At 68.2% G+C, this 25,730-nt stretch carries 24 protein-coding genes; 9 read left to right on the top strand and 15 right to left on the bottom strand.

Annotated elements, in window-relative coordinates; translation table 11 throughout:
* Positions 1-104: 104 nt before the first annotated feature.
* Both G6N51_RS01395 and G6N51_RS01390 read left to right on the top strand, forming a co-directional pair.
* Positions 105-1,358: a glycosyltransferase gene (locus tag G6N51_RS01395; RefSeq protein ID WP_083173537.1), complete on the top strand. Its 1,254-nt coding sequence runs from the start codon at positions 105-107 to the stop codon at positions 1,356-1,358.
* Between the two features lie 13 nt (positions 1,359-1,371).
* On the top strand, positions 1,372-2,634 hold the full coding sequence (locus tag G6N51_RS01390; RefSeq protein WP_083173536.1) for a glycosyltransferase: 1,263 nt from the start codon (positions 1,372-1,374) through the stop codon (positions 2,632-2,634).
* Here the strand turns inward: G6N51_RS01390 and G6N51_RS01385 are convergent.
* From G6N51_RS01385 to mutA, 11 genes are all read right to left on the bottom strand, one after another.
* The gene (locus tag G6N51_RS01385) at positions 2,631-3,434 is read right to left on the bottom strand and encodes a TylF/MycF/NovP-related O-methyltransferase (RefSeq protein WP_167528604.1); all 804 of its coding nucleotides are present in this window, start codon (positions 3,432-3,434) and stop codon (positions 2,631-2,633) included. The two genes, G6N51_RS01390 and G6N51_RS01385, sit on opposite strands and share 4 nt — an antisense overlap.
* 132 nt (positions 3,435-3,566) lie before the next feature.
* Positions 3,567-4,370, bottom strand: coding sequence for a TylF/MycF/NovP-related O-methyltransferase (locus tag G6N51_RS01380; RefSeq protein WP_083173534.1), 804 nt, complete (start codon positions 4,368-4,370; stop codon positions 3,567-3,569).
* Between the two features lie 132 nt (positions 4,371-4,502).
* Complete coding sequence (locus G6N51_RS01375) at positions 4,503-5,789, bottom strand: glycosyltransferase (protein ID WP_083173533.1); 1,287 nt, start codon at positions 5,787-5,789, stop codon at positions 4,503-4,505.
* Positions 5,790-6,179: 390 nt separating this feature from the next.
* Positions 6,180-7,448 carry a glycosyltransferase gene (locus G6N51_RS01370; protein WP_083173561.1) on the bottom strand — a complete coding sequence of 423 codons (1,269 nt, stop codon included), beginning with the start codon at positions 7,446-7,448 and terminating at the stop codon, positions 6,180-6,182.
* Between the two features lie 114 nt (positions 7,449-7,562).
* Positions 7,563-8,369 (bottom strand): TylF/MycF/NovP-related O-methyltransferase, encoded by an 807-nt coding sequence (locus G6N51_RS01365; protein WP_083173532.1) that lies wholly within the window; start codon positions 8,367-8,369, stop codon positions 7,563-7,565.
* Between the two features lie 313 nt (positions 8,370-8,682).
* Positions 8,683-9,744: an NAD-dependent epimerase/dehydratase family protein gene (locus G6N51_RS01360; RefSeq protein WP_083173531.1), complete on the bottom strand. Its 1,062-nt coding sequence runs from the start codon at positions 9,742-9,744 to the stop codon at positions 8,683-8,685.
* A 134-nt stretch (positions 9,745-9,878) separates the two neighbouring features.
* A complete protein-coding gene (locus tag G6N51_RS01355; protein WP_232078149.1) occupies positions 9,879-10,898 on the bottom strand; it encodes a sulfotransferase family protein in 1,020 nt (339 codons plus the stop codon).
* A gap of 241 nt (positions 10,899-11,139) precedes the next feature.
* The gene (gene lipL / locus G6N51_RS01350) at positions 11,140-12,426 is read right to left on the bottom strand and encodes an esterase/beta-lactamase LipL (RefSeq protein ID WP_083173529.1); all 1,287 of its coding nucleotides are present in this window, start codon (positions 12,424-12,426) and stop codon (positions 11,140-11,142) included.
* Between the two features lie 62 nt (positions 12,427-12,488).
* On the bottom strand, positions 12,489-13,466 hold the full coding sequence (meaB, locus tag G6N51_RS01345) for a methylmalonyl Co-A mutase-associated GTPase MeaB (protein WP_083173528.1): 978 nt from the start codon (positions 13,464-13,466) through the stop codon (positions 12,489-12,491).
* 85 nt (positions 13,467-13,551) lie between these two features.
* A complete protein-coding gene (gene scpA / locus G6N51_RS01340) occupies positions 13,552-15,807 on the bottom strand; it encodes a methylmalonyl-CoA mutase (RefSeq protein ID WP_083173527.1) in 2,256 nt (751 codons plus the stop codon).
* A gap of 5 nt (positions 15,808-15,812) precedes the next feature.
* The gene (gene mutA, locus G6N51_RS01335) at positions 15,813-17,690 is read right to left on the bottom strand and encodes a methylmalonyl-CoA mutase small subunit (RefSeq protein WP_083173526.1); all 1,878 of its coding nucleotides are present in this window, start codon (positions 17,688-17,690) and stop codon (positions 15,813-15,815) included.
* A 167-nt stretch (positions 17,691-17,857) separates the two neighbouring features.
* On the opposite strand from mutA, the gene G6N51_RS01330 reads away from it, so the two are divergent.
* The 3 genes from G6N51_RS01330 (at position 17,858) to G6N51_RS01320 (ending at position 19,951) form a co-directional block, all read left to right on the top strand.
* Complete coding sequence (locus G6N51_RS01330) at positions 17,858-18,625, top strand: TVP38/TMEM64 family protein (RefSeq protein WP_083173525.1); 768 nt, start codon at positions 17,858-17,860, stop codon at positions 18,623-18,625.
* Positions 18,626-18,773: 148 nt separating this feature from the next.
* On the top strand, positions 18,774-19,565 hold the full coding sequence (locus G6N51_RS01325) for a S1 family peptidase (protein ID WP_232078147.1): 792 nt from the start codon (positions 18,774-18,776) through the stop codon (positions 19,563-19,565).
* Positions 19,566-19,690: 125 nt separating this feature from the next.
* Positions 19,691-19,951 carry a hypothetical protein gene (locus tag G6N51_RS01320; RefSeq protein WP_163750610.1) on the top strand — a complete coding sequence of 87 codons (261 nt, stop codon included), beginning with the start codon at positions 19,691-19,693 and terminating at the stop codon, positions 19,949-19,951.
* Positions 19,952-20,002: 51 nt separating this feature from the next.
* Here the strand turns inward: G6N51_RS01320 and G6N51_RS01315 are convergent, their stop codons facing one another.
* Both G6N51_RS01315 and G6N51_RS01310 read right to left on the bottom strand, forming a co-directional pair.
* Complete coding sequence (locus tag G6N51_RS01315; protein WP_163750608.1) at positions 20,003-21,499, bottom strand: HAMP domain-containing sensor histidine kinase; 1,497 nt, start codon at positions 21,497-21,499, stop codon at positions 20,003-20,005.
* On the bottom strand, positions 21,496-22,218 hold the full coding sequence (locus tag G6N51_RS01310) for a response regulator transcription factor (protein WP_083173833.1): 723 nt from the start codon (positions 22,216-22,218) through the stop codon (positions 21,496-21,498). The genes G6N51_RS01315 and G6N51_RS01310 overlap by 4 nt, the downstream gene beginning before the upstream one ends.
* Before the next feature lie 78 nt (positions 22,219-22,296).
* On the opposite strand from G6N51_RS01310, the gene G6N51_RS01305 reads away from it, so the two are divergent.
* The 4 genes from G6N51_RS01305 to G6N51_RS01290 all read left to right on the top strand — a co-directional run bounded on the left by G6N51_RS01305 (position 22,297) and on the right by G6N51_RS01290 (position 24,211).
* Complete coding sequence (locus tag G6N51_RS01305; protein WP_083173832.1) at positions 22,297-22,680, top strand: hypothetical protein; 384 nt, start codon at positions 22,297-22,299, stop codon at positions 22,678-22,680.
* Between the two features lie 98 nt (positions 22,681-22,778).
* On the top strand, positions 22,779-23,045 hold the full coding sequence (locus tag G6N51_RS01300) for a hypothetical protein (RefSeq protein WP_083173831.1): 267 nt from the start codon (positions 22,779-22,781) through the stop codon (positions 23,043-23,045).
* A 52-nt stretch (positions 23,046-23,097) separates the two neighbouring features.
* Positions 23,098-23,715, top strand: a complete 618-nt coding sequence (locus G6N51_RS01295) for a TetR/AcrR family transcriptional regulator (RefSeq protein ID WP_083173830.1) — start codon at positions 23,098-23,100, stop codon at positions 23,713-23,715.
* A gap of 19 nt (positions 23,716-23,734) precedes the next feature.
* Complete coding sequence (locus tag G6N51_RS01290) at positions 23,735-24,211, top strand: nitroreductase family deazaflavin-dependent oxidoreductase (RefSeq protein WP_083173838.1); 477 nt, start codon at positions 23,735-23,737, stop codon at positions 24,209-24,211.
* On the opposite strand, the gene G6N51_RS01285 is transcribed toward G6N51_RS01290, so the two are convergent.
* Together G6N51_RS01285 and G6N51_RS01280 are read right to left on the bottom strand one after the other, a co-directional pair.
* On the bottom strand, positions 24,208-24,564 hold the full coding sequence (locus G6N51_RS01285) for a DoxX family protein (RefSeq protein ID WP_083173829.1): 357 nt from the start codon (positions 24,562-24,564) through the stop codon (positions 24,208-24,210). The two genes, G6N51_RS01290 and G6N51_RS01285, sit on opposite strands and share 4 nt — an antisense overlap.
* Positions 24,565-24,573: 9 nt before the next feature.
* Positions 24,574-25,722, bottom strand: coding sequence for an SPFH domain-containing protein (locus G6N51_RS01280; RefSeq protein ID WP_083173828.1), 1,149 nt, complete (start codon positions 25,720-25,722; stop codon positions 24,574-24,576).
* Between the last annotated feature and the right edge of the window lie 8 nt (positions 25,723-25,730).

Here is a 25,730-nt window from a genome sequence, read left to right as displayed (position 1 = left end):
TGACGCCGGTCACGTCCAAGACCGAACGCCATCCGGCAGTCCAAGATCCAGACATAATGGCTCCGGCATCGCCAAAGCAGACGACGACCGGAAGGAGGGGTGTCGTGAAGTTTGCCCTGGCAAGCTACGGAACTCGCGGCGATATTGAGCCCGCCACCGCGGTCGCCCGCGAACTGCTGCGCAGGGGCCACGAAGTGCGCCTGGCCGTCCCGCCGAACCTCGTCGGCCTCGTGGAGTCGGCTGGGGTTGCCGCGGTCCCCTATGGACCCGATCAACAGCAGGGCATGTGGGACACCGACTTTCTGCGCCGATTCTGGAGAATCGACGAGGTGGTCAGGTTATGGCGGGAAGCCCAGGAACTCCTCACCCAGTCCTGGGCGGACATGAGCGCCACGCTGACGTCAGTGGCCGACGGGGCCGATCTCGTACTGACCGGCCCCGGGTTTCCCGGGGTTCCCGCCAACGTCGCTGAGTATTACGGCATTCCGCTTGCCACTATGCACTACTTCCCGATGCTGCCCAACGGCCAGCTCGCTCCGGGCCTGCCTTCCCCCGTCGTGCGCTTGGCAATGGCAGCGCTGGACTGGCCGCAGTGGCGCGTGACAAAGAAGGCCGAGGACGACCAGCGCCGCGAACTCGGACTCCCCAAGGCGAAACGACCCGCGCCGCGGCGAATCACCGCCCGCGGTTCGCTGGAAATCCAGGCCTACGACGCAGTCTGCTTCCCCGGCCTGGCGGCAGAATGGGCGAAATGGGATGGGCGACGGCCCTTTATCGGCACGCTGACCATGGAGCTGAGCACGGATGCCGACGAAGACGTCGCGTCATGGATCGCAGCGGGAACACCGCCGATCTGCTTCGGATTCGGCAGTACAGCGGTTAAATCTCCCTCGGACACGGTCGCCATGATCGGTGCCGCCTGCGAGCAGCTGGGCGAACGGGCATTGATTTGCTCGGGCTGGAGCGACTTCAGCGGCGTGGCCCATGCCGACCAAGTCAAGGTGGTGGGCCCGGTCAACTACGCGGCGGTCTTCCCCGCTTGCCGTGCGGTAGTACACCATAGCGGCGCGGGCACCACCGCCGCAGGCCTGCGCGCCGGAGTTCCGACATTGAGCCTCTGGAGCACCGGCGATCAGCGGATCTGGGCGGGGCAGGTGAAACGGTTGAGAGTGGGTACCGCCCGCCCGTTTTCGGCCACCACACGCGAATCGCTGGTGGAAGACCTGCGTGTGGTTCTCGCCCCGGAATGTGTCTCCCGCGCCCGCGAGATCGCGACCAGGATGACCAAGCCCGCCGAAAGCGTCGCGAAGGCCGCCAATCTCGTGGAGGCCTTCGCCGGCGCGGGGCGTCCGCACTGATAATGCTAGAAGCATGAAATTTGCCCTGGCGAGTTACGGAACTCGTGGAGACATCGAGCCGTCCGCCGCCGTCGGCCGCGAACTGCTGCGCAGAGGCCACCGAGTTCATTTGGCCGTCCCGCCGGAACTCGTGAGATTTGTCGAATCCATCGGGCTTACGGCGGTGCCCTACGGACCGACAGTGCAGGAGTTCCTGGACGAGGAATTCCTGCGCAACATGTGGAAGGACTTTTTCCGCGAGCCGACCGGGGTGGTGCTCAAGGTCTGGGAACCCCTCATCCGGCATTGGGCCGATGTGAGTACCACGCTCAAAACGCTGGCGGACGGCGCCGATCTGCTCGCCACCGGCCTGAACTTCGAGCAGGCCGCCGCCAACGTTGCGGAGCACTACGACATCCCGCTCGCCTCGCTGCATCACTTCCCCATGCGGGCCAACGGCCAGCTCGTTCCGAGTCTGCCGTCGCCGCTGGTCCGCTCCGCGATGACGACGATCGAGTGGTTGTTTTGGCGCGCGACGCGGGACGTCGAGGACGCACAGCGCCGTGAATTGGGCCTGCCGAAGGCGACCCGTCGGTCGCAGCGGCGGATCGCCGAGCGCGGGTCGCTGGAAATCCAGGCCTACGACGAGGTTTGCTTTCCAGGCCTGGCTGCCGAATGGGCGAAAAAATGGAGCGATCGACGACCCTTCGTCGGCGCCCTGACCATGGAGTTGACCACGGATGCCGACGAGGACGTGGCGTCGTGGATCGCCGCGGGAACACCGCCGATTTGCTTCGGTTCGGGCAGCATACCGCTCGAATCTCCCTCCGCCACAGTCGAAATGATCAGTTCGGCCTGCGCGGAGTTAGGCGAGCGGGCGCTGCTCTGTTTCGGGGGGACTGATTTCAGCGGCGTGCCGCATCTCGACCACGTCAAGGTGGTCGGCGTGGTGAATTACGCATCGGTCTTCCCGGCCTGCCGAGCGGTCGTTCATCACGGTGGCTCGGGCACCACGGCCGCAAGCCTGCGTGCCGGCATCCCCACCTTGATTCTCTGGAGCTCGGCCGACCAGCCCTATTGGGGCAACCAGGTTAAGCGCCTCAAGGTGGGAACCGCCCGGCGCTTTTCCGACACCACCCAGGAATCGCTTGTCGCGGACCTCCGCGAGATCCTGGCCCCGGAATATGCGGTTCAAGCCCGCGAACTCGCCGGCCGGATGACTACCCCCGCCGAGAGCGTCGCCCGGGCCGCGGATCTCTTGGAAAGCGCCGCTCGCCAGGAAGAAGGCCTTCCTTAGCGCGCCGGCTTGATGAGCAGGCCCTGCCCCGTGGGCAATGCGCAGATCTTCACGCCCAGTTCATTCGCCACCGCGTCCATGGCGCGACGTTGCTCGTCACGCCCCCGATTCGCGTAGTCATCCAGGAGCACGAAGGCACCGGGGGTGAGCCGTGGCCAGAAATAACGCAACGCGGCGACTTCCGGTGGTGCGCAGTTCATGTCGATGTGCAAGTAGGCCACGGTGGTCGCATCGACCTCGTCGAGCGTCTCCGGAACCGCGCCGACGATGATGCGGTGGTTATGCCACTCCGCGAAATTCGCGCGAACGCTCTCGACCCCACTGGCGTACATCCCGTTACGCAGGTGTCCTTCGCTGATTTCCAATGCCCCGGCCCGGCGTTCGTTCTCGGTGACGAAGCGCGGATCGATCCCGGCGAACGTATCCAGCAAGTAGAACGTCTTCCCCAGCCGGTCCCAGTCCAGATACTCCATGATGGCGCTGCTCAAGAAGCCGTAGCTGACGCCGCATTCGACGAAGTCACCGTCAAGCTCGCTGGCGCTGGCCGCCGCCCACAGCCCCACGTGCACGCGCCACTGCCACTGATACCAATCCTCTCTGCCCAGCGAGCGCGCGCCGCGCCGGTAGGCGCGCTGGAAATCCGGATCGTCGAGGAACGCGTGATAGTTGTTGAACGTGACCAGCGCGTCGTTGGCGTAGACGTCGGGAAGAATAGTCCGCGCGAGCCAGTACTCGGTGCGTACCCACCACATCCGCAGGCGGGTTGCGGTTGTCAGCCCTGTAGCCACGGCGGCAACCATAACACTGGCGGACCGTTCGCCCGCGACAAATGCGATGGGTTCACCGGTTCGGCCGTCCGAATGGCAAAGCTTTTGGTAGCCACCAAATTTCGGCGCCCGTTCAGGCACCCGCAGCGAACAATCGGACGCGGTCTACTTGCGCCACAACACGCCGGTGCCGTCGATTTCGACGATCTCCGCGGTCACCCCGTGTTTTTCCCGATAGTCCGCCACCGCCTGCGCGCATGCCTTGATCGCGTGGTAGTCGTCGACGATGCAGAAGCCACCTGGCGACAGCCGCGGGTAAAGCGCATCGAGCGCTTGGATCGTCGACTCGTACAGGTCGCCGTCGAGCCGCAGCACGGAGATCCGGTCGATCGGCGCATCCTGCAGCGTGTCCTTGAACCAGCCGGGAACAAACCGGACCTGGTCGTCGAGCAACCCGTAACGCTCGAAATTAGCCCGCACTTCGGCTTCCGGTATTCCCAGGATGCGCGCATGACGGTGCAGCTTGATCCCTTTGTCCTGCTTGTAGTTTGCGACGTCCGGCGGCGGTACGCCGGCGAACGAGTCGCACAGCCAGACACACCGCTTCTCGTCCCCGTAGGCGGCCAGCACCGCGCGCATCAAGATCGACGCCCCGCCGCGCCACACCCCACACTCGACCAGGTCACCGGGGATGTCCTCCTCCAGCACCGTCTCCACGCAATGCTGCAGGCTGGTCAGCCGCTGCATTCCGATCATGGTCAAGGCGTCCGCCGGCCAGTCGAGGCCCAGGTCGCGGGCGTGCTGATTGAACGGACGCTTGCGCACGAGCATGAAATTGCGGGTGCTGAACAAGGGGCGTCCTAGCCGGTACCAGCCCACGGGCACCAACTCGTCGTTGCCGTACCTGGTCAGGTCGCGTCGGAGCAAGTCGAGGTATGCGAACCGCGTGTCGTGATCAGTCACGGCCAAAGTTGCCCCTTAATCCGCATGGTGATACTCCCGGTGACGAGCCTAGACGTCCCTCGACGCCCTCAACGCGTTTCGCAGTCTATCCGTCAACTTGGCCCGAACTGCCCACTTGGATGTCGACTCGCCTTCAGCTCAGCGACAACGCTGCGGACCGGCGGCTCGATCGCAGCGTCCCGAGAGGGCGAACTTCTCCAGCAGGTCGACAGCGCGCCCCACGCTCTCGGAAGGTTTGCTCATCCGGCTGGAAATCTCGCGCGCGCGAGCAGTGCATTCCGGGGCCAGGATCTTCCGCAGGTCCTTGACCAGCGTTTCGCGGGTACTCGCCGAAAAGCGCCGGGAAGTGCCCACCTGCAATTGCTTGATGTGCGATCCCCAGAAGGGCTGGTCCCCCGCCGTCCATAGAATCAACGTCGGAATTCCGGCACGCAAACCGGCGGCCGTGGTGCCCGAGCCGCCGTGGTGAACCACCGCCCGACAGGCGGGGAAGATCTTCGTGTAATTCACTACGCCCACCACCTTGACGTGGTCGGACTGCGGAACACTACTGAAGTCACTCCAGCCGGAGCAGACCAGCGCCCGCTCCCCAAGCTCCTCGCAGGCCGCGCTGATCAAGGCGACCGTGTCCGCCGGAGACTCTGCGACCGGCATGCTCCCGAAGCCGAAGCAGATCGGCGGCGCGCCCTTCGCAATCCAGGACAACACCTCGTCGTCGGCGTCGGTGGTCAACTCCATAGTCAGCGAGCCCACGAACGGCCGTTGTTCGCGCCATTTCGCCCACTCGGCGGCCAGGCCGGGGAAACACACCTCGTCGTAGGCCTGAATCTCCAGGGACCCGCGCTCGGCGATCCGGCGCGGCGAGGCGACCGTGGCCGTCGGCAGGCCGAGTTCACGGCGCTGCCTGTCCTCGGCCTTCTTGTTCATCCGCCAGCACATCCAGTCGTACACCGCCATCCCGGTACGGACCATCGGTCCGGGCAGCGCGGGAATCAGCTCGCCGTTGGGCCGCATCGGGATGTAATGCAGCGTGGCCATCGGAATGCCGTAGTAGTCCGCGACGTTGACGGCGAGGTCCTGGTAGAGCTGGCCCGTAAAGAGCAAATCCGCGTCCGCCCCAACCGCCACGAGTGACGAACTCATCTGCTGCCAGTTTCGCAGCACCGGCTCCCACGCGTCGCGCATCAACTTGATGGGGCCCCGCGCGAAATTCTTCCAGAAGTCGCGTATGAATTCGTCGCTCCAGAAGTCGTGCATATCGGGTCCATAGCCGATGGCCGCAAGGTCCGCTTCCTGAGCGAGCTCAACGAGATTGGGCGGAACGGCCATGCGCACTGCGTGCCCTCTGCGCGCCAATTCCCGGCCGATAGCAAGGCACGGCTCGATATCACCCCGCGTCCCATAGCTTGCCACAGCAAATTTCATCGCGTTGTAACCCTAATCACTTTTTCCATGCGCAAGCAACTCCTCAGATAGGGTCTTCCGGCCCTAATTTCGGCCTCTCCCTTCTCGATTGGGATTGACTGGGTTTTCATTGCATGGCGTGGGGCGTGAGGTTCCGCGAGCGGGCGGCCGGCAATTCTCACCGGACACCGTGGGGTACGACAAAGCCAAAATCATCGGCCCTATCCCCCCGACCATTGGACTATGACGACTGTCGGCGGCTTGCCCGGCCCCCAGGCATCGTCGGCTGATCAGCCATCAGTCTGCCAGAAAGAGGGGTCGCATGTCTCGAGAAGCCGAAACTTGCGCGGCACCGGTACCAGGGGTCACAACGCTGACACGCGGGACGCACTCGGGCTGTCGGTTTGCCGATCACGCGCGACTCCGAGAGCTGGCAAACTTCTCCACCACGTCGGCGGCCTTGACGACGCTTTCAGCCGGTTTGGTCATATGCCGGGCGATCTCGCGCGCGCGCACGCCGCAATCCGGATCGAGTATCCGGCGCAGATCCGCCAACAGCGTTTCCCGGGTGGTGGCCGAAAACCGCCGTGTGGTACCGACTTTCAATCGTTTGAGCTGTGCTCCCCAGACGGTCTGATTGACATCCATCGAGAGTATTAGCGTCGGGACTCCGGCCCGCAGGCTTGCCGCCGTGGTGCCCGAGCCGCCATGGTGTACGACCGCGCGGCAGGCGGGAAAGACCGCGGCATAATTCACCGCACCCACCACCTTGACGTGCTCGGGCAGTGGCACATCGCTGAAATCGCTCCAACCGGCGCAAATCAGCGCCCGTTCGCCCAATTCCGCGCAGGCCGCACCGATCATTTCGACGGTGTCGACCGGGGATTCGACCGGCATGCTGCCGAATCCAAAGCAAATCGGCGGCGTTCCCGCGGCGATCCATGACGCCACGTCGTCGTCGGCGCTGGTGGTCAATTCCATTGTCAGCGGGCCCACAAATGGCCGTAGGCCATCCCATTTCGCCCATTCGGCCGCCAACCCGGGAAAGCAAACCTCGTCGTAGGCCTGGATTTCCAGTGATTCGCGCTGGGCAATCCGTCGCGGCGAGGGACCCGTCGCCCGGGGCAGGCCGAGTTCGCGGCGCTGCGCATCCTCGACCTTCTTGTTCAGGCGCCAACTGAACCAGTCGAACGCCGTCATCGCCGAGCGCCCCAACGGAGCCGGCAGGATCGAAACCACTTGGCCGTTCGGCCGCATGGGGACGTGATGCAGCGTCGCCAACGGGATGTCGTAGTACTCCGCGACGTTGGCGGCGGGCTCCTGATAGCTTTGCCCGGCCAACAGCAGATCCGCACCGTCGGCCAGCGACACCAGGGTGGTGTTCATCTGCGCCCAGCTCTGGTCGCTGAGATCCCACATTTCGCGCCACATCGACCTCAGCTCCCGGATCCGCCAGAACGGGCCGAAGAAGGACGTCCAGAAGTTGCGATAGAGGTCCAGCCACGCCTGCGATTCCAGCCCGTACGGGACCGCCGCCAGCCCGGCCGATTCCGTGAAGGCGATCGAGTCCGGCGGGACCGCCATGCGCACGTCGTGGCCCCGGCGGACCAATTCACGGGCGACCACCACGGAAGGCTCGATGTCGCCGCGCGTGCCATAGCTCGCCAGCACCAATTTCATCGCGGATTTGGGCCCTTCCGTTGTGCCATCGGCGGAATGATGCACCGACATCACCTTAAATATCGGCGAATCCGGGCATCGGTGTGGGCAGGTCGACGACGGCGCAGCGGGTCGTCATTCCTTACGCCACAGCACCCCGGTGCCGTCGATCTCCACGATCTCGGAGGTGATGCCATGCTTCGTCCGGTAGTCGGTGACAGCTTGCCGACACGCCTCGATCGGGTGGTAGTCGTCGATGATGCAGAAGCCTCGCGGCGACAGCCGCGGGTAGAGCGCATCGAGAGCTTGGATCGTCGATTCGTACAGGTCGCCATCCAGCCGCAGCACGGAGATGCGATCAATCGGGGCGTCCTGCAGCGTGTCCTTGAACCAGCCCGGCAGGAATCGGACCTGGTCATCCAGCAACCCATAGCCCTCGAAATTCGCCCTGACTTGTGCCTCCGACACGGCCAGCACGCCGGCGGCGCGGTGCAGCCGGATGGCCTTGTCCGCTTCGTAATGCGCGGTGTCCGGGGGCGGAACCCCCTCGAACGAATCGGCCAGCCACACACGTCGCTTCTTATCGCCGTAGGCGGCCAGCACCGCGCGCATCAAGATCGACGCCCCGCCGCGCCACACCCCGCATTCGACCAAGTCGCCGGGGATGTCCTCGTTCAGAACGGTCTCGACGCAGTGCTGCAAACTCGTCAGCCTCTGCATCCCGATCATCGTCAGGGCATCCGCGGGCCAATCGAGCCCCAGGCCGCGCGTGTGCGGATTGAACGGGCGCTTCCGCACCAGCATGAATTTGCGGGTGCTGAGCATTGGCCGTCCAAAGAAGTACCAGCCGACAGGCACCAACTCGTCACTGCCGTACCGGGTGAGGTTGCGCCGCAGCAAGTCAAGGTACGCCGATCGCGTATCCACAAATGACGATCGCATGCCGCGATCAGCGACGGTCAAGGCTGCCCCCTGGTTCGCACGAACTTCATCCCTTTGATCAGCCTAGACGTCCGTTCCGGCCGCCTATGCGATTCGGATGCTTCCATCATTCTCGCCAACCCTCGGCCCCTTCACCTGTACCGCGCAGCCAACGAGTGACTTGCCGCCTGACCACCGGTCAGCCCCTTGCGGACATCATATGCTTCACATCGCCGCACCGTGCCATCCAAAGCTACGCCGTTTGCTGGGGGCACGGCCGATCCCGTCGCGCGCTTATGGTTCTTGACATGGCGCAGCCGGCGCTTTTGTTCGGTCAGCCGGAGGATTCGGATTGCTTGCCGATCCATTCCAGCAATGCGAGCAAACCGTCGTCGAGGGTCCACTTCGGGCGCCAGTCCAGCTCGGTTTCGGCCTGCGCGATGTCGCAACTCGCGGCGCGCACGTCACCGTCGCGGAATTTCGGGACGACAGTCGGGTCCGGGGCGTCGCACAGGGCGGCGACCTTGTTGGCCAGCTCGTGAATGGTGGTCCCGCTCCCCGACCCGATGTCGAGGCGGCGCGACTCGGTCGCGGGCCGCCGCAGGGCCGCGCACAGCGCGTCGACGACGTCATCGATGTACACGAAATCACGCACGATCCGGCCGTCTTCGTACACCTCTAGCGATTGGCCGTGGCACGCTAACCGGGCGAACAGGGCGACGATTCCCGTGTATGAATTCGTTAGCGACTGGCCCGGACCGTAGACATTCTGCAGCCGGAGCACGCTGACCTTGGTGTCGTGCGCGGCCGTCCAGGCCGTCAGCAGGTGCTCCTGGGCGAGCTTGGTCGCGGCGTAAACGTTGGTTGGCCGGGCTTCCGTTGCGCTCGCGCAGCTCGGCAGCGGCACCGCAGGTTCACCCTCGGGCCCCAGGGGATCCCACTGGCCGGCCACGAGCTGTGCGTGGCTGCGCGGTCGCGGATAGAAGACATAGGTGCCGGCTTGCCACGCACCTTCGCCGTAAACCGCCCGCGACGACGCCAGCACGAGCTGGTCGGGGACAATTCCGGAGCGGCTCAAGGCGTCGAGGAGCTGGGTCGTGCCCACCACGTTCACCGAACCATGGCGTGTAGCTTCCGACAGGGACTGCGCCGTTCCTGTCTCGGCCGCCAGGTGGACGATTTGCGACGGACGGTACAACCGCAGCACCGCGTCCCAATCGGGGGCGTGGGTGACATCGCCGGTGAACAACCGGACCGACGATGGCAGGTCGATCGGCCGGTCTCGCCTGTGCACCTGTGGGTGCAAGACATCCATCACCGCGACGTCGTAACCGTCCTCGACGAGGCGGTGCGCCAGCGCCGACCCGATGAACCCCGCTCCTCCAGTGATGAGCACGGACGCTGACAAGAGCCGAGACCTCCCATTGGTCTGCAGGTAGGTGACGAGCGCACGTTGCCGAGAGCGCGATCCGGTCGATCATATCGGGCACACTCCCGCGGCCACCGGGATTGCCGATCCCGGCTGGGCAGCTAAGCCCAGGTGCCCCTGCGTCGGTGCGCCATCGCGACAACCTCGAGCGCCGGCCTCATGAGAGACGGGCGGAGCAGCCTGGCGGTGAAGCGGTTGGAGTGGCTGCGGGCGTCTTCCAACGCGAGCCGGAAATCATGTTCGCTGGCCCGGTACGCCTCGAACACACGATCCAACGTCGCTATGTCCGGCGACCCGTCCAGCGCCGCGGCGTGCATCGCCTCGTAGACCGCCGACATCCAGTCGGTGCCGAAGCGGTTGATCACCGGGCCACTGTCCCGGTTGCGCCGCAGATCGGGGGTGAGAAACTCATCGACCGCGCTTTCCTCGTCCGCGCGCAGGTCGATCTCCAGCGCGGCGGAAATCCGCTTCACCTCGCGGCGCCAGTTCTCGAGGAGTTGCGTGTACTCGACGAACACCCGGGGCACGCCCCGCGAGTGGCGCTCGGCCAGCAGATTTCCCTTCAGCCACAGGGCACTCGCGAGTTCCGGCGACGCCCCGGTGGCCTTCCCAAGCGACGCGATCACCTCCTGCGGGCGACGCACCGCGATCACGACGGCGACATCGAGACCCGCCTCGCGGGCCGCCTCGAACCACATCTCCGCGAGCACCACAATTTGCAGGTCCTTGATGACCAGCAGCGGTGCGTCCGGCAGCGACCTCAGGTAAGCCGCGACGTCGGCGGTGCACGCCGCCCGCTCCGCCGGGGTGAAGGCGCCTTCCTCCAGCACGCGCAGCGACGGGTCCCACCATGCGCTTCCGCGGCGCTCCAGGATCGACCTGTTGAGAAGGAGCGACTCGCGCGGCTCCCAGTAGCCGCGCTGGTTGGTTTCGTCGGCCCCCATCATCCCGGCCGGGAGCGTGGCACCGCATAGCGAAAGGACCCGCGTCAGTGCCGACGTCCCAGACCTCCCCATCCCCAGGACAAATAAGGCGAGAGGGCGCGTCGCGGTCGAACGCTCGAGCAGATTACCGGTGCCGGCAATGCTTTCGGCGGGTCTAGCCATGCGGGCCCATTTCATCCAGCGTCAGCCTTCCAAGTCGTGCGCGACATCAGCGCCAGGTCTATCGCGGGATTATTACCGATTCTTTGACTTTGCAGGCTGGTTCGATGAAACACATGTCAACTACGTAAAGACCGCAGTAGACCAGGATTAATCGGACCGCTTAGCGGCATGACTGAGCTGGGCTTTTCCGGTGCCCGCCACCGCGGTGCCGCGCTTGAGCGCCGTCCGCGCAACCATCTGCGCATCCTTTGCAGGGTTAGCCCGCGACGGCTCCCGGCTCGAAGAAGGGCGCGCCGTATTCGGTGACCGGTTCGAAGCCGCGTTTACGCGCCCTCTCGGCGGCCTTGCGGATCAGCGCATACAGGCCGACGAACGCCGCGTGATCGGTCATCACGAATGGCGTCAGCAGCCGGTTGTGCACCAGCGAGAACGCCAGCCCGCTCGCCGGGTCGGTCCAGCCGAGCGAGCCGCCCAGCCCGACATGGCCGAAGCCGGGCATCACGTTGCCGATGGGCAAGCTGTGGTAGCCCAGGTGGAATGCCAATGGCACGAACAGGTTTCGGTCCGGCCGCAGGCTGCGTCGACCGGTCAGGCCGGCGACCATCTCCCTGGACAGGAACCGGATGCCGTCGACCTCGCCGCCGTTGGCGATGGCCCCGTACATCCGCGCCAGCCCCCGGGCCGTCGCCACCCCGTTGGCCGCCGGGATCTCCGCATCCAGCAAGGGAATGTCACCCTGCACGGCGGCGACCATGCCCGGGAAGTACATGGACCGGAATCCCCCGGACAGCTGGTTGGCCACCTTGCGCGTCACGCAGCTCAGCAGCGGGTTCCGGACGAGGTTCTGCGGGGCGATGATCTCGGCGACCCGCGTCGGCGCGCCGGCCGGCGGCCGACCCAGGTACAGCCCGTCGGTGCCCAGCGGCTCGGCGAGCTCCTCGCGGATCAGCGCCTGCATTCCTTTTCCCGTCACGGACCGGACCAGGCCGGACATCAGCCAGCCGAAGGTCAGCGCGTGATACGCCGGCTTGCCCAGCAGTCGCCCGGGCGCCGCGGCGGCGAGTCGTTCTTCCATCACGACGTGGTTCAGCAGGTCTTCGGTGCTGGCGCCACGCAGGCCCGACAGGCCGGCGGTGTGCCTCATCACGTCGCGCACGGTGAGGCTCCCCTTGCCGTTGGCCGCGAACTCCGGCCAGTACTCGGCAACGGGGGCGTCGTAGTCGATCAGCCCGCGGTCGGCGAGCCGGTGAATGACGGTGGCGGCCATTCCCTTCGTCGCCGAGAACACCATCGGCGCGCTGTCGGCCGACCACGGCCGGTGGCCGCCCCGGTCGGACCACCCGGTCCAAACATCGACGACGGGCTGGCCGTCGAGATACACGGCCAGAGCGCCGCCGCCGAACCGGCGGGCCGGGAACATGGTCGAGAAACTGCGAACGACGCATCCGAAGTGTGAGTCCGCCGCACCGGACACACGGTGACCTGCGTCAGGGTCATCGTGGACAGGGACCGCGCGGCGATCGACTCGGGTTTCCACCGTCACATTTTTGAATTTACTTGGATTTCACACCCTCCCGGAGCGAAATCGGATTGTTTATCTATCCGTTATTCTGACGCGGCCGTTAATATTTGCTCGGCGGCCAGCGCGGGGGTCAGCTCCCCCGCCTTGACCCGGCGTTCGACGTCGGCGCGCAGCTTGCGCACCTTCGGGTTGGACAGCACCCGGTCCAAGACGGTGTCGCGCACCAGCTGCCACGTCCAGTCGACTTGCTGGGCCCGCCGGCGCGCCTCGAACTCGCCGGCCTCGGTGAGCACCTGGCGATGACGTTCGATGGTGTCCCACAATTCTTCGAGCCCGGTCCCCTCCATCGCGCTCATCGTGAGAACCGGCGGCCGCCAAAGCGTTTCGCGCGGATGGATCAACCTGATCGCCGAGGACAGTTCGCGGGCGGCCACCCGCGCCTCCGCCAGATGCTCGCCGTCGGCCTTGTTCACCACCACTATGTCGGCCAGCTCGAGCACACCCTTTTTGATGCCCTGCAGCTGATCGCCGCCGCGCGCCAGGGTCAGCAAGACGAACGTGTCGACCATGTTGGCCACCGTCACCTCGGACTGGCCGACACCGACGGTCTCGATGATGATCACGTCGAAGCCGGCGGCCTCCAACAGCACCACCGTCTCCCGGGTGGCCTTTGCCACGCCGCCCAGAGTTCCCGACGTCGGCGACGGCCGGATGTAGGCGTCCGGGTGCACCGCCAGGCGCGCCATCCGGGTCTTGTCGCCGAGAATCGATCCACCGGTGCGCGTCGACGACGGGTCGACGGCCAGCACTGCGACCCGATGCCCCTGCTCGATCAGATGCATGCCGAGCGCCTCGATGGTGGTCGACTTCCCCACCCCGGGCGTCCCGGTGATGCCGACGCGGTGGGCGTTGCCCGAGTCCGGGGTCAGCTCCAGCAGCAGCCGCTGGGCCTTCTCGTGATGGTCGGCGCGGGTCGACTCCAGCAGCGTGATGGCCCGGGGCAGCGCCGCGCGGTCGCCCCCGCGAACGGCCTTGGCGAGCTCGTCGACGGAGTCAGTCATTTTCGCCGGCCTGTTGTAACGCCAGGGCGAAATATCGGGCCGTTTTTCGCCATGGCGTTACGCCCGCGACCATCGATGACTGGCGTCACTGGCCCAGGTCGTAACCCAGCCGCTCGGCGAGCTTGTGCAGCAGGCCGATCGCGGCGTCGGCGATCACCGTCCCGGGCGGGAAGATGGCGGCGGCCCCGGCCGCATACAGCTCGTCGAAGTCGCCGGGCGGGATCACCCCGCCGACCACGATCATGATGTCGGGCCGTCCGACCGCGGCGAGCGCCTCGCGCAGCGCCGGAACGAGCGTCAGGTGGCCGGCGGCCAGCGAGGAAACGCCGACGACGTGCACGTCGTTGTCGGCGGCCTGGCGGGCCACCTCCTCGGGTGTGGAGAACAGTGAGCCGACATCGACGTCGAACCCGAGGTCGGCGAAGGCCGTCGCGATCACCTTTTGGCCCCGGTCGTGCCCGTCCTGGCCCATCTTCGCCACCAGGATCCTGGGCCGGCGGCCGTCGGCCTCGGCGAACTTCTCGACCAGTTCGGTGGCGGTGGCGATGTTGGTGGCCTTTCCGGCTTCGTCGCGGTACACGCCGGCGATGGTGCGGATCTCCGCCTGGTGCCGCCCGTATACCTTTTCCAGCGCGTCGGAGATCTCCCCGACCGTCGCCTTGGCCCGGGCGGCGTTGATCGCCAGTGCCAGCAGATTATTACCCAGCCCGTCCTCCCCGGCGCGGCCGTGCGCCGCGGCGGCCCGGGACAGCTCGGCGAGCGCGGCGTCGACGGCGGATTGGTCCCGGCCGGCCCGCAGCTCCTTGAGCTTGGCCAGCTGCTCGGCGCGCACCCGGCTGTTCTCGACCTTGAGCACCTCGACCTCTTGGTCCTCTTCGACCTGGTATTTGTTGACGCCGATCACCGGCTGCATCCCGGAGTCGATGCGGGCCTGGGTGCGCGCGGCCGCCTCCTCGATGCGCAGCTTGGGGATGCCGTCGCTGATGGCCTGGGCCATGCCGCCGCGCTCGGCGACCTCGGCGATGTGAGCGCGGGCCCGCTGGGCGAGCTGATGGGTCAGCCACTCCACGTAGTACGAGCCGCCCCAGGGGTCGATGGGCCGCGTGGTGCCCGACTCCTGCTGCAGCAGCAGCTGGGTGTTGCGCGCGATCCGCGCCGAGAAGTCGGTGGGCAGCGCCAGCGCCTCGTCGAGGGCGTTGGTGTGCAGCGACTGGGTGTGCCCCTGGGTCGCGGCCATCGCCTCGATGCAGGTGCGCGCCACGTTGTTGAAGGCGTCCTGCGCGGTCAGCGACCAGCCCGAGGTCTGCGAATGTGTGCGCAGCGAAAGCGATTTCGTGTTCTTCGGGTTGAACTGGGCGACCAGTTCGCTCCACAGCAGCCGGCCGGCTCGCAGCTTGGCGACCTCCATGAAGAAGTTCATCCCGATGCCCCAGAAGAACGACAGCCGCGGCGCGAACTTGTCGATGTCCAGATCGGCGTCCAGGCCCGCCTTGATGTAGTCGACACCGTCGGCCAGCGTGTAGGCCAGCTCCAAATCCGCTGTGGCACCCGCCTCTTGGATGTGATAGCCGGAGATCGAGATGGAGTTGAACTTCGGCATCTTCGCGCTGGTGTAGCCGAAGATGTCGGAGATGATGCGCATCGACGGCTTGGGCGGATAGATGTAGGTGTTGCGCACCATGAATTCTTTGAGGATGTCGTTCTGGATGGTGCCCGCCAGCTTCTCCGGCGGCACGCCCTGCTCCTCGGCGGCCACCACGTACAGCGCCAGGATCGGCAGCACGGCACCGTTCATGGTCATCGACACGCTCACGGTCGACAGGTCGATGCCGTCGAACAGCTGCCGCATGTCCAGAATGGAATCGATTGCCACGCCGGCCATTCCGACATCACCCTGGACGCGGGGATGGTCGGAGTCGTAGCCGCGGTGGGTGGCCAGGTCGAAGGCCACCGACAGGCCCTTCTGGCCGGCCGCGAGGTTGCGGCGATAGAACGCGTTCGACTCCGCGGCGGTGGAGAAACCCGCGTACTGGCGGATGGTCCACGGCTGGTTGACGTACATGGTGGGGTACGGGCCGCGCAGGAAGGGCGGCTCGCCGGGGAAGGTGTTCAGCGGGTAACCGCCGGCCACCGCGGCGGCCCGGTCGGCGCCGATGTACACCGGCCTGACGGTGATGTCTTCCGGGGTCTGCCACTCGAGCTGATCGGGCGTGTACCAGTGCGCGGCCGCCGCCGCGGCGACATGCTTGTCGACGGCGGCTTCGCTGGGCGGCGGCAGCGGCCGGTCGCCGGCCAGCGGGACGTCGGCGAAGTTACCGATCACAGGTGCGGTTGTCGTCATCGCGGTTACGCTCCCAGTCGAGTGAGCAGGTTCGAAAGGGCTTCGACCGCATCGATTTTGGCGGTCAGAAATTCGTCGGGCCGGTGCTCGGCATCGCCAACGGCCTTTTCCGGCCCGGCCAGGCAGACCCGCGACACGCCGGCGGCCCGGGCCGCCTCGACGATCGCCGCGGCCTCGTCCTGGTAGCGCTTGTCGGTGCCGCAGATGACGGCGACCGCCGGCGAACCGGCTTCGGCGACGGCCCCGGCGACGGCGGCGGCGTCGACCGTTCCCGGGTTGACGGCTTCGATGCCGCCCGACGCCAGCAGGTTGGCGGCGAAGGTGGCCCGGATGTTGTGCTCGGCCAGGGGACCCAACGGGAGCAACAGCGCCTGCGGGCGCGCCCCGGTGCGGGCCAGGAAGGCATCGGAGCGATCCCGCAGCGCCTCGAACGCGGCGGCATAGCGCCGCAGGTTGCCGGCGGCCAGGGGGGAAGCCGACGAGTCATGTTGCGGCAGAACGGGTTCGGTGAGGTTCGGGAATTCGTTGACGCCGGTGATCGCGGTGCGACGGTGCGCGATGTCGTCGGCGCGCCGGGCGGCGACCTCGGCGATCTGGTCGGCGACGTAGTGCTGCGCCTCGACGAATCCGCCGCGCGCCTCGATGGCCTGGAAGTGCTCCCAGGCCCGCTCCGCGAGCCGCGCGGTGAGGTCCTCGACGAACCACGAGCCGCCGGCCGGATCCAACACCCGGCCTACGTGCGACTCCTCCAGCAGCAGGAGCTGGGTGTTGCGGGCGATCCGGCGCGCGAAGCTTCTCGCGGTGCCGGGGAAGCCGCCCGGGATCGCCACGTCGAAGGGCAACACCAGCACCGTGTCGGCGCCGCCGACGCCGGCACCGAAGGCGGCCAACGTACAACGCAGCATGTTCACCCACGGGTCGCGCTGGGTCATCATCGGCAGCGACGTTTCCGCGTGCACCGTGAGGGCACCGCCGTCCGGGTCGCCGACGACCTCGGCGACCCGCGCCCACAGGTGACGCACCGCCCGCATCTTGGCCAGCGTCCCGAATTGGTCGTCGTCGGCGGCCAGCCGGAAGCTGATCTGCCGCAGCGCGTCGCCGACCGGCATGCCCGACTCGGTGAGCCGCCGCAGGTAGGCCACCCCGGCCGCGACGGCGCCGGCCAGCTCCCACGTCGCGCTGGCGCCGAGGTTGTGGAAGGCCGGGCCGTCGACGGTGATCGCCCGCACGCCGCGCTCACCGGCCGCGCGCTGCGCGACCGCGACGACCTCGTCGAGCGAAGGCGCGGGACGGTCGCTCAGCGCCGCGGTGAGCGGGTCGCCGCCCAGGTCGATCGAAAGCAGCTCGCGCTGGTCGGCCTCGACCCGGGTCGCCATCGTCACCATGGCGTCGGCGGCGGCGGAGTAGTCCGCGCCCGCGTCGATGATCACCGGCGCCATGCTCAGGTGCACACCCTCGAGGGCGTGCTCGAGCTGGTCGACGGTAACGCCGGACTCCCCCACGCGCAGCACCAGCGCGCTGGCCCCGTTGCCAAGCGCCTCGAGCACCGCGGAGTTGACGTCCGTGGCGGCCACCCCGGCGACGCGGTCGGCGGGGAACGCCTCGGCCACCCGCCAGCCCGTCCGCACATCGCGCAGCGCGTCGGCGCCCCGCACATAGGGCCACTCGCCCGGCAGCGGCGGTTCCGGCAGCTCGTCCAGCGCCGTGTACAGCGCCCGGATGGCGATGCCGTCATAGGTCGGGGTTTCCAGCAGGCGCTCGGGCTGGTCCCCGAGCTCCTCGGGGTCCTTCCGGGTGCTCTTCGACAGCACGCCGGCGACCGCACTGCGCCAACGCCCGCGAACCTGTTCTAGTTCGGCGAGGTCGGGTACATCAATGGACACCGATTGCTCCCTTTTTGCCAGCAAATGGGGCCTGCGACTTACTAATGAGGCTAATTGATCGGGCCTGTCGGCAGAAAACCGCGCGGCACGACGATCGCGGCTCCCGGCGGTGAAACGCCAGGCTCGCGATACGAGTTATTCATCTGCGGCCCGTACCCTTTACAGGCGTGACGGCTTCCGCCACCTGCAGAATCAACCGGACGCTGCGCGACCTCGCGGGCGCGCTGGGCGCGGCCGCGCGTCTGCTGTCGCGGCCCCGGGCGATCGCCACAGTGGTCGGTATCACACTGCTGATCGTGGCCGCGTCGTGGCTGCCCCTGCCCACACCGGTGCAGATGCGCGACTGGGCGGAGTCGGTCGGCCCCTGGTTCCCGTTGGCGTTCCTGGCCGCCCACGTCGTGGTCACCGTGGTGCCGGTTCCGCGGACGGCGTTCACCCTGGCCGCGGGCCTGCTGTTCGGCCCGCTGATGGGTGTGGCGATCGCGGTGATCGCCAGCACCGCGAGCGCGGTGATCGCGTTGCTGCTGGTGCGCGCCGCCGGCTGGCGGTTGAACCGCCTGGTTCGGCACCGATCGATCGACACGGTGGACGCGCGGTTGCGGCAACGGGGCTGGCTGGCCATCTTGTCGTTGCGGCTGATTCCCGCCGTGCCGTTCTCGGCGATCAATTACGCCGCCGGCGCCTCGACGGTCCGCCTGCTGCCCTACACGCTGGCCACCCTGGGCGGACTGCTCCCCGGCACCGCCGCCGTCGTGATCCTCGGCGACGCGCTCGCCGGGCACCCGAGCTCGCTGCTGTATCTGGTGTCGCTGTGCACGGCGACGCTGGGCTTGACGGGCCTGGTCATCGAGATCCGTCACTACCGCCGCCACCATCGCCGCGCGCACAGTTCCCTCGGCGACGAGTCCTCCCCGGAGCCGGTCACCGTCAGCTGATCGATTCGTGGGAATGATCTGACGAAACCCGAGGATTGGCGCTCGAAAGCTGGCAAGCTGGGGCTCGCAGCACTTACCGGCACGCGCAGCCAAAGGGGGGGTGTTGGCCGGACCCCACATCTCGTACTCGCCGCCACAACGTTCCAGGATGCATTCCGCGTTGTTGGTGATCGCGTCGCTGTGTTGCGTCGCCGCCTTCTTCGCGGCCGTCTACATGCTGCCCAAGAACACCGGCCCCGCCCACGAACCCGGCCCACCGCCGCTGTTGTCGCCGATCGATCTTCCCGCCTCGAGCGCCGTCGGCCCCGGTACGGGCATTTACGTCGAGTACGCCGACGGGTCGGGCGGAATGGGTTGCACCGCCGGGTTTTTGGTGCGCACCAGCACCGGCCAGCCCGGCGTTCTCACCGCCGGCCACTGCAACCGCCCCGGCGAGGCCAGCCACGTGACGATGAACCTGGGCGGGATTCTGCCGTACGCGACGCTGGGCACGTTCAGCCAGACCGTCAGCGAGGGAGTTCACGACGAACAGCACGACATCGGCCTCATCGTGCTCAACGGGGACAACGTGCCCCAGAATCCGGCGATCGGGGCCGCCCTGCCGGTCTCGGGCGTCGCCACGAACCTGGAGCCCGGCCAGGAACTCTGCAAGTTCGGCATGGGTACCGGCAAGGCCACGTGCGGACCGATCACGGAAATCACCGACAGCAAGGTCGTGTTCCAGGCCCCCGGCCAGTGCGGCGATTCCGGCGGCCCGGTCTACCTCGACCAAGGCGACGGCACCGTCCGCGCCGTCGGCATCCTCATCCGCGGGGGCGACCCCTCCACCCCTAAGCCCGGATGTGCTGTCCCCGCGAAGTTCTCGGTCGCCGAGCTCGTCCAGCCCTGGCTGGCGAAGTGGGGTCTGATCGCGGTGACCGCGGCGTCCGCGTCCGGATGACGCGTCGGCCCGCGCCGCCTTCTTCAGGCTGACTTCAGGCTGAGTTCCTACTGTCGCGGATCGCGGCGATCCGCGGGTTCTCCCCGCGGGTGGTGCGCCGCCGACAGAGAGGAGAGATGGGCTAAGTGAAGATCAATCAACTCGTCGCCGGGTCCTTGCTCGCGGCAGTCCTCGGGGCGGCCGCGGCCGGCTTCGGCACCGCGGTGGCGAACGCGGATCCGCCGCCACCACCGCCCCCGGGGCAGCCGGGACCGCCGCACCCGCCGGGTGGACCGTTCGGCGGGCCACCGGGACCGGGTGGACCCATGGGGCCGGGTGGTCCGGGTGGTCCGGGTGGGCCGCCGCCCCCGGGGCCCGGCGACCCGTTCCGCCCGCCGGGTTTGTGACGCTGGGTTAGCCGCGCGCAGCGGTGGCCGCCTCCCTGGGGCGGTCACCGCTCACCGGTTGCGCTGAGCCGCCGCCGAAACCGGCAGGGTGAGCAGGAATTCGGCGCCGCCATCATGGGGCAGGCACACGAGCTCACCGCCGTGGGCGCGCGCGAGCGCCCGGGCGATCGGCAGGCCCAGCCCGGCACCGCCGTGATCGCGGGCCCGCCCCGCGTCCAGGCGCACCAGGCGTTCGAAGACCCGCTCCCGCTGGTCCTCGGGAATGCCCGGGCCGGTGTCGGTCACGGTCACCCCGGCGGCGTCGTCGCGCAGGTGGACGTCGACCGTGATGGCGCCTCCGGGCGGGGTGTGGCGGCGGGCGTTGTCGAGCAGATTGGACAGGATCTGCGCGAGCCGGATGGGGTCGGCGTTGACGGTCACCTTGGCCGCGCCCGTACGACTGACGGTAAGTTGCGGCGCCAGCATCGCGGCCCGGTCGGCTTCGGCGTCGGCGATCGCGGCGAGGTCGACGTCGTGGGTGTCCAACGGCAGCCCGGCGTCGATGCGACTCAGGTCGAGCATGTCGTTGACCAGCCGCCCGGCGCGGCGCGCGTCGGAGAGCAACAGGCCGGCCCGGCGATATTGGCCGTCGGCCACGTCGTCGTCCTGCCGGGCGGCGCTGTTGGCGAGCTGCTCGGCGGCGACCTGAATCCCCGCGATCGGGGTGCGCAGCTCGTGGGCGGCGTCGACCAGGAAGCGCCGGGTTGCCGCCTCGGCGCGCTGGGCGGCGTCCGCGGCGCGCCGCGCCCGGCGTTCGGAAGTCTCCAACGCGTCCAGCATGCCGTCGAAAGCGCTTGCCGCCCTGCCTAATTCGGTATCGGCGCGGTCCGGGCGCAGGCGCCCGCCGCGATCCCCCGTCCTGATGTCGTTGGCCAGCGCCGTGAGCCGGTCCAGCGGGCGCAACGCCACCCGGCTGACCGCGACCAACAACAGCGCGGCGGCCAGCAGGGTCAGGACGCCGGCCCCGATCATCAGCATCCGCAGCTGATGGGTCACCTGCGTGGTTTGCGTGGTGTCGGCGACGAGGATCACCCGGGCGCCGTCGGGCAGCGGACGCACCATGGCCGTCGCGGTGGCGTCCGGCGGTGGAGGGGGCGGGGGCCAGGGCGGCATGGGTGGGGGTGGGAAATTCGGGCCGGGCGGCATGGGCGGGGGCGGCGCCCACGGCGGCGGGGCCGGGAGGGGCGGCGGGGCCATGGGTCCGGCAACGGTGTCGGGACTGATGCCGCGATCGCCGTAGGTTGCGCCGTCGGCCGTGACCAGCAGTGCGCGCACGCCGCCGCCGTTGAGCTCGGCGGCCAGCAGTTCGGGCGAGGTGTGCGCGGCGGCCAGCGCCTCGGCGCGCGACGTCGCGGCGAGCAGCCGATCGTGCAGATTTCTGCGGGCGAGAACGCCCAGGCTGACGTCGACGGTGACGCCGAGCGCCACCAGCAGCAAGGCGAGCAAGGCCACCACCACCAGCGTCACCCGGCGTTGCAGGGAGGGGGTTCGAGTCGATCCGGCCGTCATGACCGCTGGGGCTGCAGCCGGTAGCCGATTCCGCGCACGGTGTGCAGTATGCGCGGCCCGTGGGCTTCGAGCTTGCGCCGCAGGCCACTGACATGCACCTGGACGAGGTTGGGGTCGTAGGCGTCGTACCCCCACACCGCGTTCAGAATCTGGCCGGCGTTGACGATGCGGCCGCGCTGCTCGACGAGGAAGATCAGCAGCCGGAGCTCGGTCGCGGTCAGATCGAGGCGACGACCGCCGCGCGCGGCCACGCCGGCGTCGGCGTCGAGCATCAGGTCGCCGACCTGGACGACCTGCGGCAGCCGTCCGCGCCGGCGCAACACCGCGCCGACCCGCGACACGAGTTCGGCCAGCTCGAACGGTTTGATCACGTAGTCGTCGGCACCGCCGTCCAGGCCGCGCAGCCGATCCTGCAGGCCGTCGCGCGCCGTAATCAGGACGATTCCCGCGTCGCCCCAGTCGCGGACCACGTCGATCAGGTCGAAGCCGTCGCGCCCCGGCAGCATGACGTCGAGCACCACAAGGTCCGGCCGCAGCCCGTCGAGCACCTCCTCCAGACCGTCGCCGTCGCGGCGGCCGACGGCGTGATAGCCGACGTCGGTGAGCGCCTCGCTGACCATTTCGCGGATCGTCTCGGAGTCTTCGACCACCAGAACCCGGGGCGCGCCGACGCTGAACCGGTCGGCGGTGGCCCGCGGGCAGTCCGTCATGCCTCCCATTGTCGCGCCGGTTCTTGAAGCCAAGCTGAAGCCCGCTTCTTCAGCTCCGCTTCAGCTCCGGCTCCTACGTTCGGCGGCATGACCACTGACGACGACATCGACACCAGTCCGCCCGCGCCGCCGCCGGCCACCTATCAACCACGCGAACCCCGCCGCCACTCCAGCGGCGTGGTCGTCGGCGCCGGGTTGGCCGGCGCGCTGATCGGCGCGGTCGGCACCATCGCGGCGATCGCCTTCGCCTGGATCGTGAGCGTGGGTCCTCCCGGGCCGCCGCCACTCCCGGGGCCGCCGCCCCCGCCGATGATGGGGTTCCATCACGGACCGCCTCCCCCGCCGATGGGCGGCCCGATGGGTTTCGGGTTCGAGCCGCCGCCCGGCCCGCCCGGGCCGCCGCGTGGCGCCTGGCCGCCGCCCGGCGAGGGCTCCACGCCCGCGCCACCGCCCGCGCCTCCGCATAGTTGACCGGTCTGCCGCCGCCGCGATCCCTCAAATCGTGGCGGCGGCCGCCGTCGCGCCAGTAGCGTCTCGGTTACCCACACCCGACGACCGTGGAGAGGCACATGACCTCGGACAACATCGCAACCCGCCGCTTCCCGGCCGGTGTCGCCGCCGTCTCGGGGCTGGTCGGCCTGGTGCTCGGCGCGCTTGCCACCTTCGCGATCACCGGGCTGGTCTGGACGGTCCGGGTTCAGCTGCCGCCGCCGCCCTACCCGCCACCGCTCTCGTCGCAGTCGGGGGGCGGGTGCGTTTACCCCACGCCGCCGTCACCCACGTCCGGCACGGGTGTTGCGCCCGCGCCGCCGTTGCCGCCCGCGCCGCACGCCTGAGATCTGAGGGCCGCGGCCGCCCACGTGTAAACATCTGTTTATAATAGTAAACGTGCATTCACCCCTGCCGGACGACCGCACGGCCCGAGCCCGGATCCGCGACGAAGCGCTGACCCTGTTCGCCGAGCGCGGCCCCGACGCGGTCACCCTGCGCGACATCGCGACCGCGGCTGGCGTTTCACCCGCCCTGCTCATTAGGCATTACGGCTCGAAAGACGGGTTGGTCGAGATCGTCGACGATCACGTCGTCGCGACCTTCGACGTACTGCTGACGACGATGACCGAGCAGACCGCCGTGGCCGGGCTCGAGCCCACCGCGGTGCCCAGTCTGCTCGACGGGCTGGCCACCCACCTGCCGCCCGAGTCGCCGATCCCGGCGTACCTGGGCCGGCTGCTGATCACTGGAGGCCGGGCGGGATCGGCATTGTTCGACCGGCTTTTCCGGCTCAGCCAAACCACGCTCGACGCGATGGTCGCCGCGGGAACCGCCAGTGGCGGCGCGGACGGCGAGGTGCGGGCCGCGTTTCTGCTTGTCAACGACCTCGCGGTGCTGACTCTGCGGCCCCGTCTGACCGAAGTGCTCGGCGTGGATCCGCTCTCGCACGCGGGCATGCGCCGCTGGGCGAGCGAGGTGTTTGCGATCTATCGAGACGGCCTTATCAGCAGGTGAACGAGATATGGAGGTAAAGATGTCCAGCACAACTCTTTTCGCCAGCGCCGGCGCACGGGTGCTGCGGTCGCGGCGCCTCATGCGAGCGCCGATCTGGATCTACAAGGCCCGCGCGGGCGCGGTGTTCGGATCCCGGCTGCTGATGCTCGAACACACCGGCCGCAAGTCCGGGACACCGCGTTACGTGGTGCTGGAGGTCGTAGGCCATCCCGCTGCGGACACCTACGTCGTCGCCTCCGGCTTCGGCCGAAAGGCGCAGTGGTTCCGCAACATCGAGGCCGACCCGCGCGTGCGGGTCTTCGCCGGCAGCCACCCGCCCCGCCGCGCCACCGCTCGCGTACTGAGCCAAGGCGAGGCGGACCGCGCGCTGGCCGCCTACGTGAGCCGTCATCGCGCAGCGTGGGATCAGATGAGGCCGGTGCTGGAGGAAACGCTCGGCGTCCCGATCACCGAGACCGACACCCCGCTGCCCATGGTCGAGCTGCGCCTGGACTAACTGCGGTCGGGCCCCTTCGCCGTCATCACGGCGAACGTGGCCAGAAACATCGCCGCCGGAAGGGCGTTGACGACCTTGTCGCGCACCCGGATGTGCGCGCCGAGCGCGACGACGAAGTAGACCGTCAGCATCGCCGTCGTCACCCGCGCCAGGGCGGGGAAGCGGCTGACCGACAACAGGCCCACGGCGGCGGCCGCCTTCACCACCGGCAGCACGGGCCGAACGTTCTCCGGCAGACCCACGTCGTCCAGGACCTTCTTGATCGGGGCCACCTGGACACCGCATAGCACCGCGTCCACGGCGTGGAAGGCGCCGAGCGCCACGTAGGTCTTCGGCGAAGTGAAAAGGCTCATCCGGCAATCCTATTGGGCCAACTGCGGCGGCGTCCCCGGCGGCGTGCCATCGAGCGGCTGGCGGGCGCTCGCTTCGGCCTTGGCCACCGCCTGGGCGATCGCGGGATCGGTCTCGGTAGAGAACCAGTCGGCGATGTCGGCGTCGTCGGACGCGGCGGCGTGTTGGGGTGCGTCGTCGACCGGCGAGGGCTCAAACCGGAACACCCCGTCCTGACCCGGGGTCCCCAGCATTCTGGTGAACCCCTGCAGCGCAGCGTTGAAGTCGCTCGGCACCACCCACACCTTGTTCGCGTCGCCGCGCGCCATTTCCGGCAGCGTCTGCAGGTACTGGTACGCCAGCATCTCCGGCGTCGGGCGGCCGGCCTTGATCGCCGCGAACGTCTTCTCGATGGCCTTCGCCTGCCCCTGCGCCCGCAGGTAGGCCGCGGCGCGCTCACCCTGGGCGCGCAGCATGCGCGACTGCCGGTCGGCCTCGGCGGCCAGGATCGCGGCCTGCTTGGCGCCCTCCGCGGCCAGGATCTGCGCCTGCTTGGCGCCCTCGGCCTGGGTGATCGCGGCCTGCCGATTCCCTTCGGCCGTCAAGATCATCGCCCGCTTCTCCCGGTCGGCCTTCATCTGCTTTTCCATCGAGGCCTGGATGGACGGGGGCGGATCGATGCTGCGCAACTCGACCCGGGCGACCCGCAGGCCCCACCGGTTAGTCGCCTCGTCGAGCACCCCGCGCAACTGGCCGTTGATCATGTCGCGGGAGGTCAGCGTCTGCTCCAGCGTCATGCCGCCCACCACGTTGCGCAGCGTGGTGGTGGTGAGCTGCTCCACGCCGACGATGTAGTTACTGATCTCGTAGACGGCCGCCTGCGGCACGGTGACCTGGAAGTAGACCACCGTGTCGATGTTGAGCGTCAGGTTGTCCTCGGTGATCACCGGCTGCGGCGGGAAAGACACCACCCGCTCGCGCAGGTCCACCCGGGCGCGGACCCGGTCGATGAACGGCACGAGCAGCGTCAGTTGACCGCTGACCGTGCGGCTGTATCGACCCAGCCGTTCGATCACGGCGGCCTCCGCCTGCGGTATCAGGGCGACCGACTTTGCCACCACCACGATGGCGAATATCACCAGGACGGCCAACAACACCAAACCAGCTACAGCACCTTGCACCCGAGTTC

This window comes from Mycobacterium paraseoulense, from assembly GCF_010731655.1.
Taxonomy (GTDB): Bacteria; Actinomycetota; Actinomycetes; order Mycobacteriales; family Mycobacteriaceae; genus Mycobacterium; species Mycobacterium paraseoulense.
The sequence above is the reverse complement of the archived record's forward strand: the minus strand, read 5'-3'. Positions and strand labels throughout refer to the sequence as shown.

Coding starts and splice junctions, on each gene's coding strand:
- G6N51_RS01305 (WP_083173832.1), top strand. CDS start 22,297: ATGACCACTGACGACGACATCGACACCAGTCCGCCCGCGCCGCCGCCG.
- G6N51_RS01290 (WP_083173838.1), top strand. CDS start 23,735: ATGTCCAGCACAACTCTTTTCGCCAGCGCCGGCGCACGGGTGCTGCGG.
- G6N51_RS01385 (WP_167528604.1), bottom strand. CDS start 3,434: ATGGTTGCCGCCGTGGCTACAGGGCTGACAACCGCAACCCGCCTGCGG.
- G6N51_RS01325 (WP_232078147.1), top strand. CDS start 18,774: ATGCATTCCGCGTTGTTGGTGATCGCGTCGCTGTGTTGCGTCGCCGCC.
- G6N51_RS01285 (WP_083173829.1), bottom strand. CDS start 24,564: ATGAGCCTTTTCACTTCGCCGAAGACCTACGTGGCGCTCGGCGCCTTC.
- G6N51_RS01365 (WP_083173532.1), bottom strand. CDS start 8,369: ATGCGATCGTCATTTGTGGATACGCGATCGGCGTACCTTGACTTGCTG.
- G6N51_RS01370 (WP_083173561.1), bottom strand. CDS start 7,448: ATGAAATTGGTGCTGGCGAGCTATGGCACGCGCGGCGACATCGAGCCT.
- G6N51_RS01315 (WP_163750608.1), bottom strand. CDS start 21,499: ATGACGGCCGGATCGACTCGAACCCCCTCCCTGCAACGCCGGGTGACG.
- G6N51_RS01300 (WP_083173831.1), top strand. CDS start 22,779: ATGACCTCGGACAACATCGCAACCCGCCGCTTCCCGGCCGGTGTCGCC.
- G6N51_RS01375 (WP_083173533.1), bottom strand. CDS start 5,789: ATGAAATTTGCTGTGGCAAGCTATGGGACGCGGGGTGATATCGAGCCG.
- meaB (WP_083173528.1), bottom strand. CDS start 13,466: ATGACTGACTCCGTCGACGAGCTCGCCAAGGCCGTTCGCGGGGGCGAC.
- G6N51_RS01390 (WP_083173536.1), top strand. CDS start 1,372: ATGAAATTTGCCCTGGCGAGTTACGGAACTCGTGGAGACATCGAGCCG.
- scpA (WP_083173527.1), bottom strand. CDS start 15,807: ATGACGACAACCGCACCTGTGATCGGTAACTTCGCCGACGTCCCGCTG.
- G6N51_RS01355 (WP_232078149.1), bottom strand. CDS start 10,898: ATGAAATGGGCCCGCATGGCTAGACCCGCCGAAAGCATTGCCGGCACC.
- G6N51_RS01310 (WP_083173833.1), bottom strand. CDS start 22,218: ATGGGAGGCATGACGGACTGCCCGCGGGCCACCGCCGACCGGTTCAGC.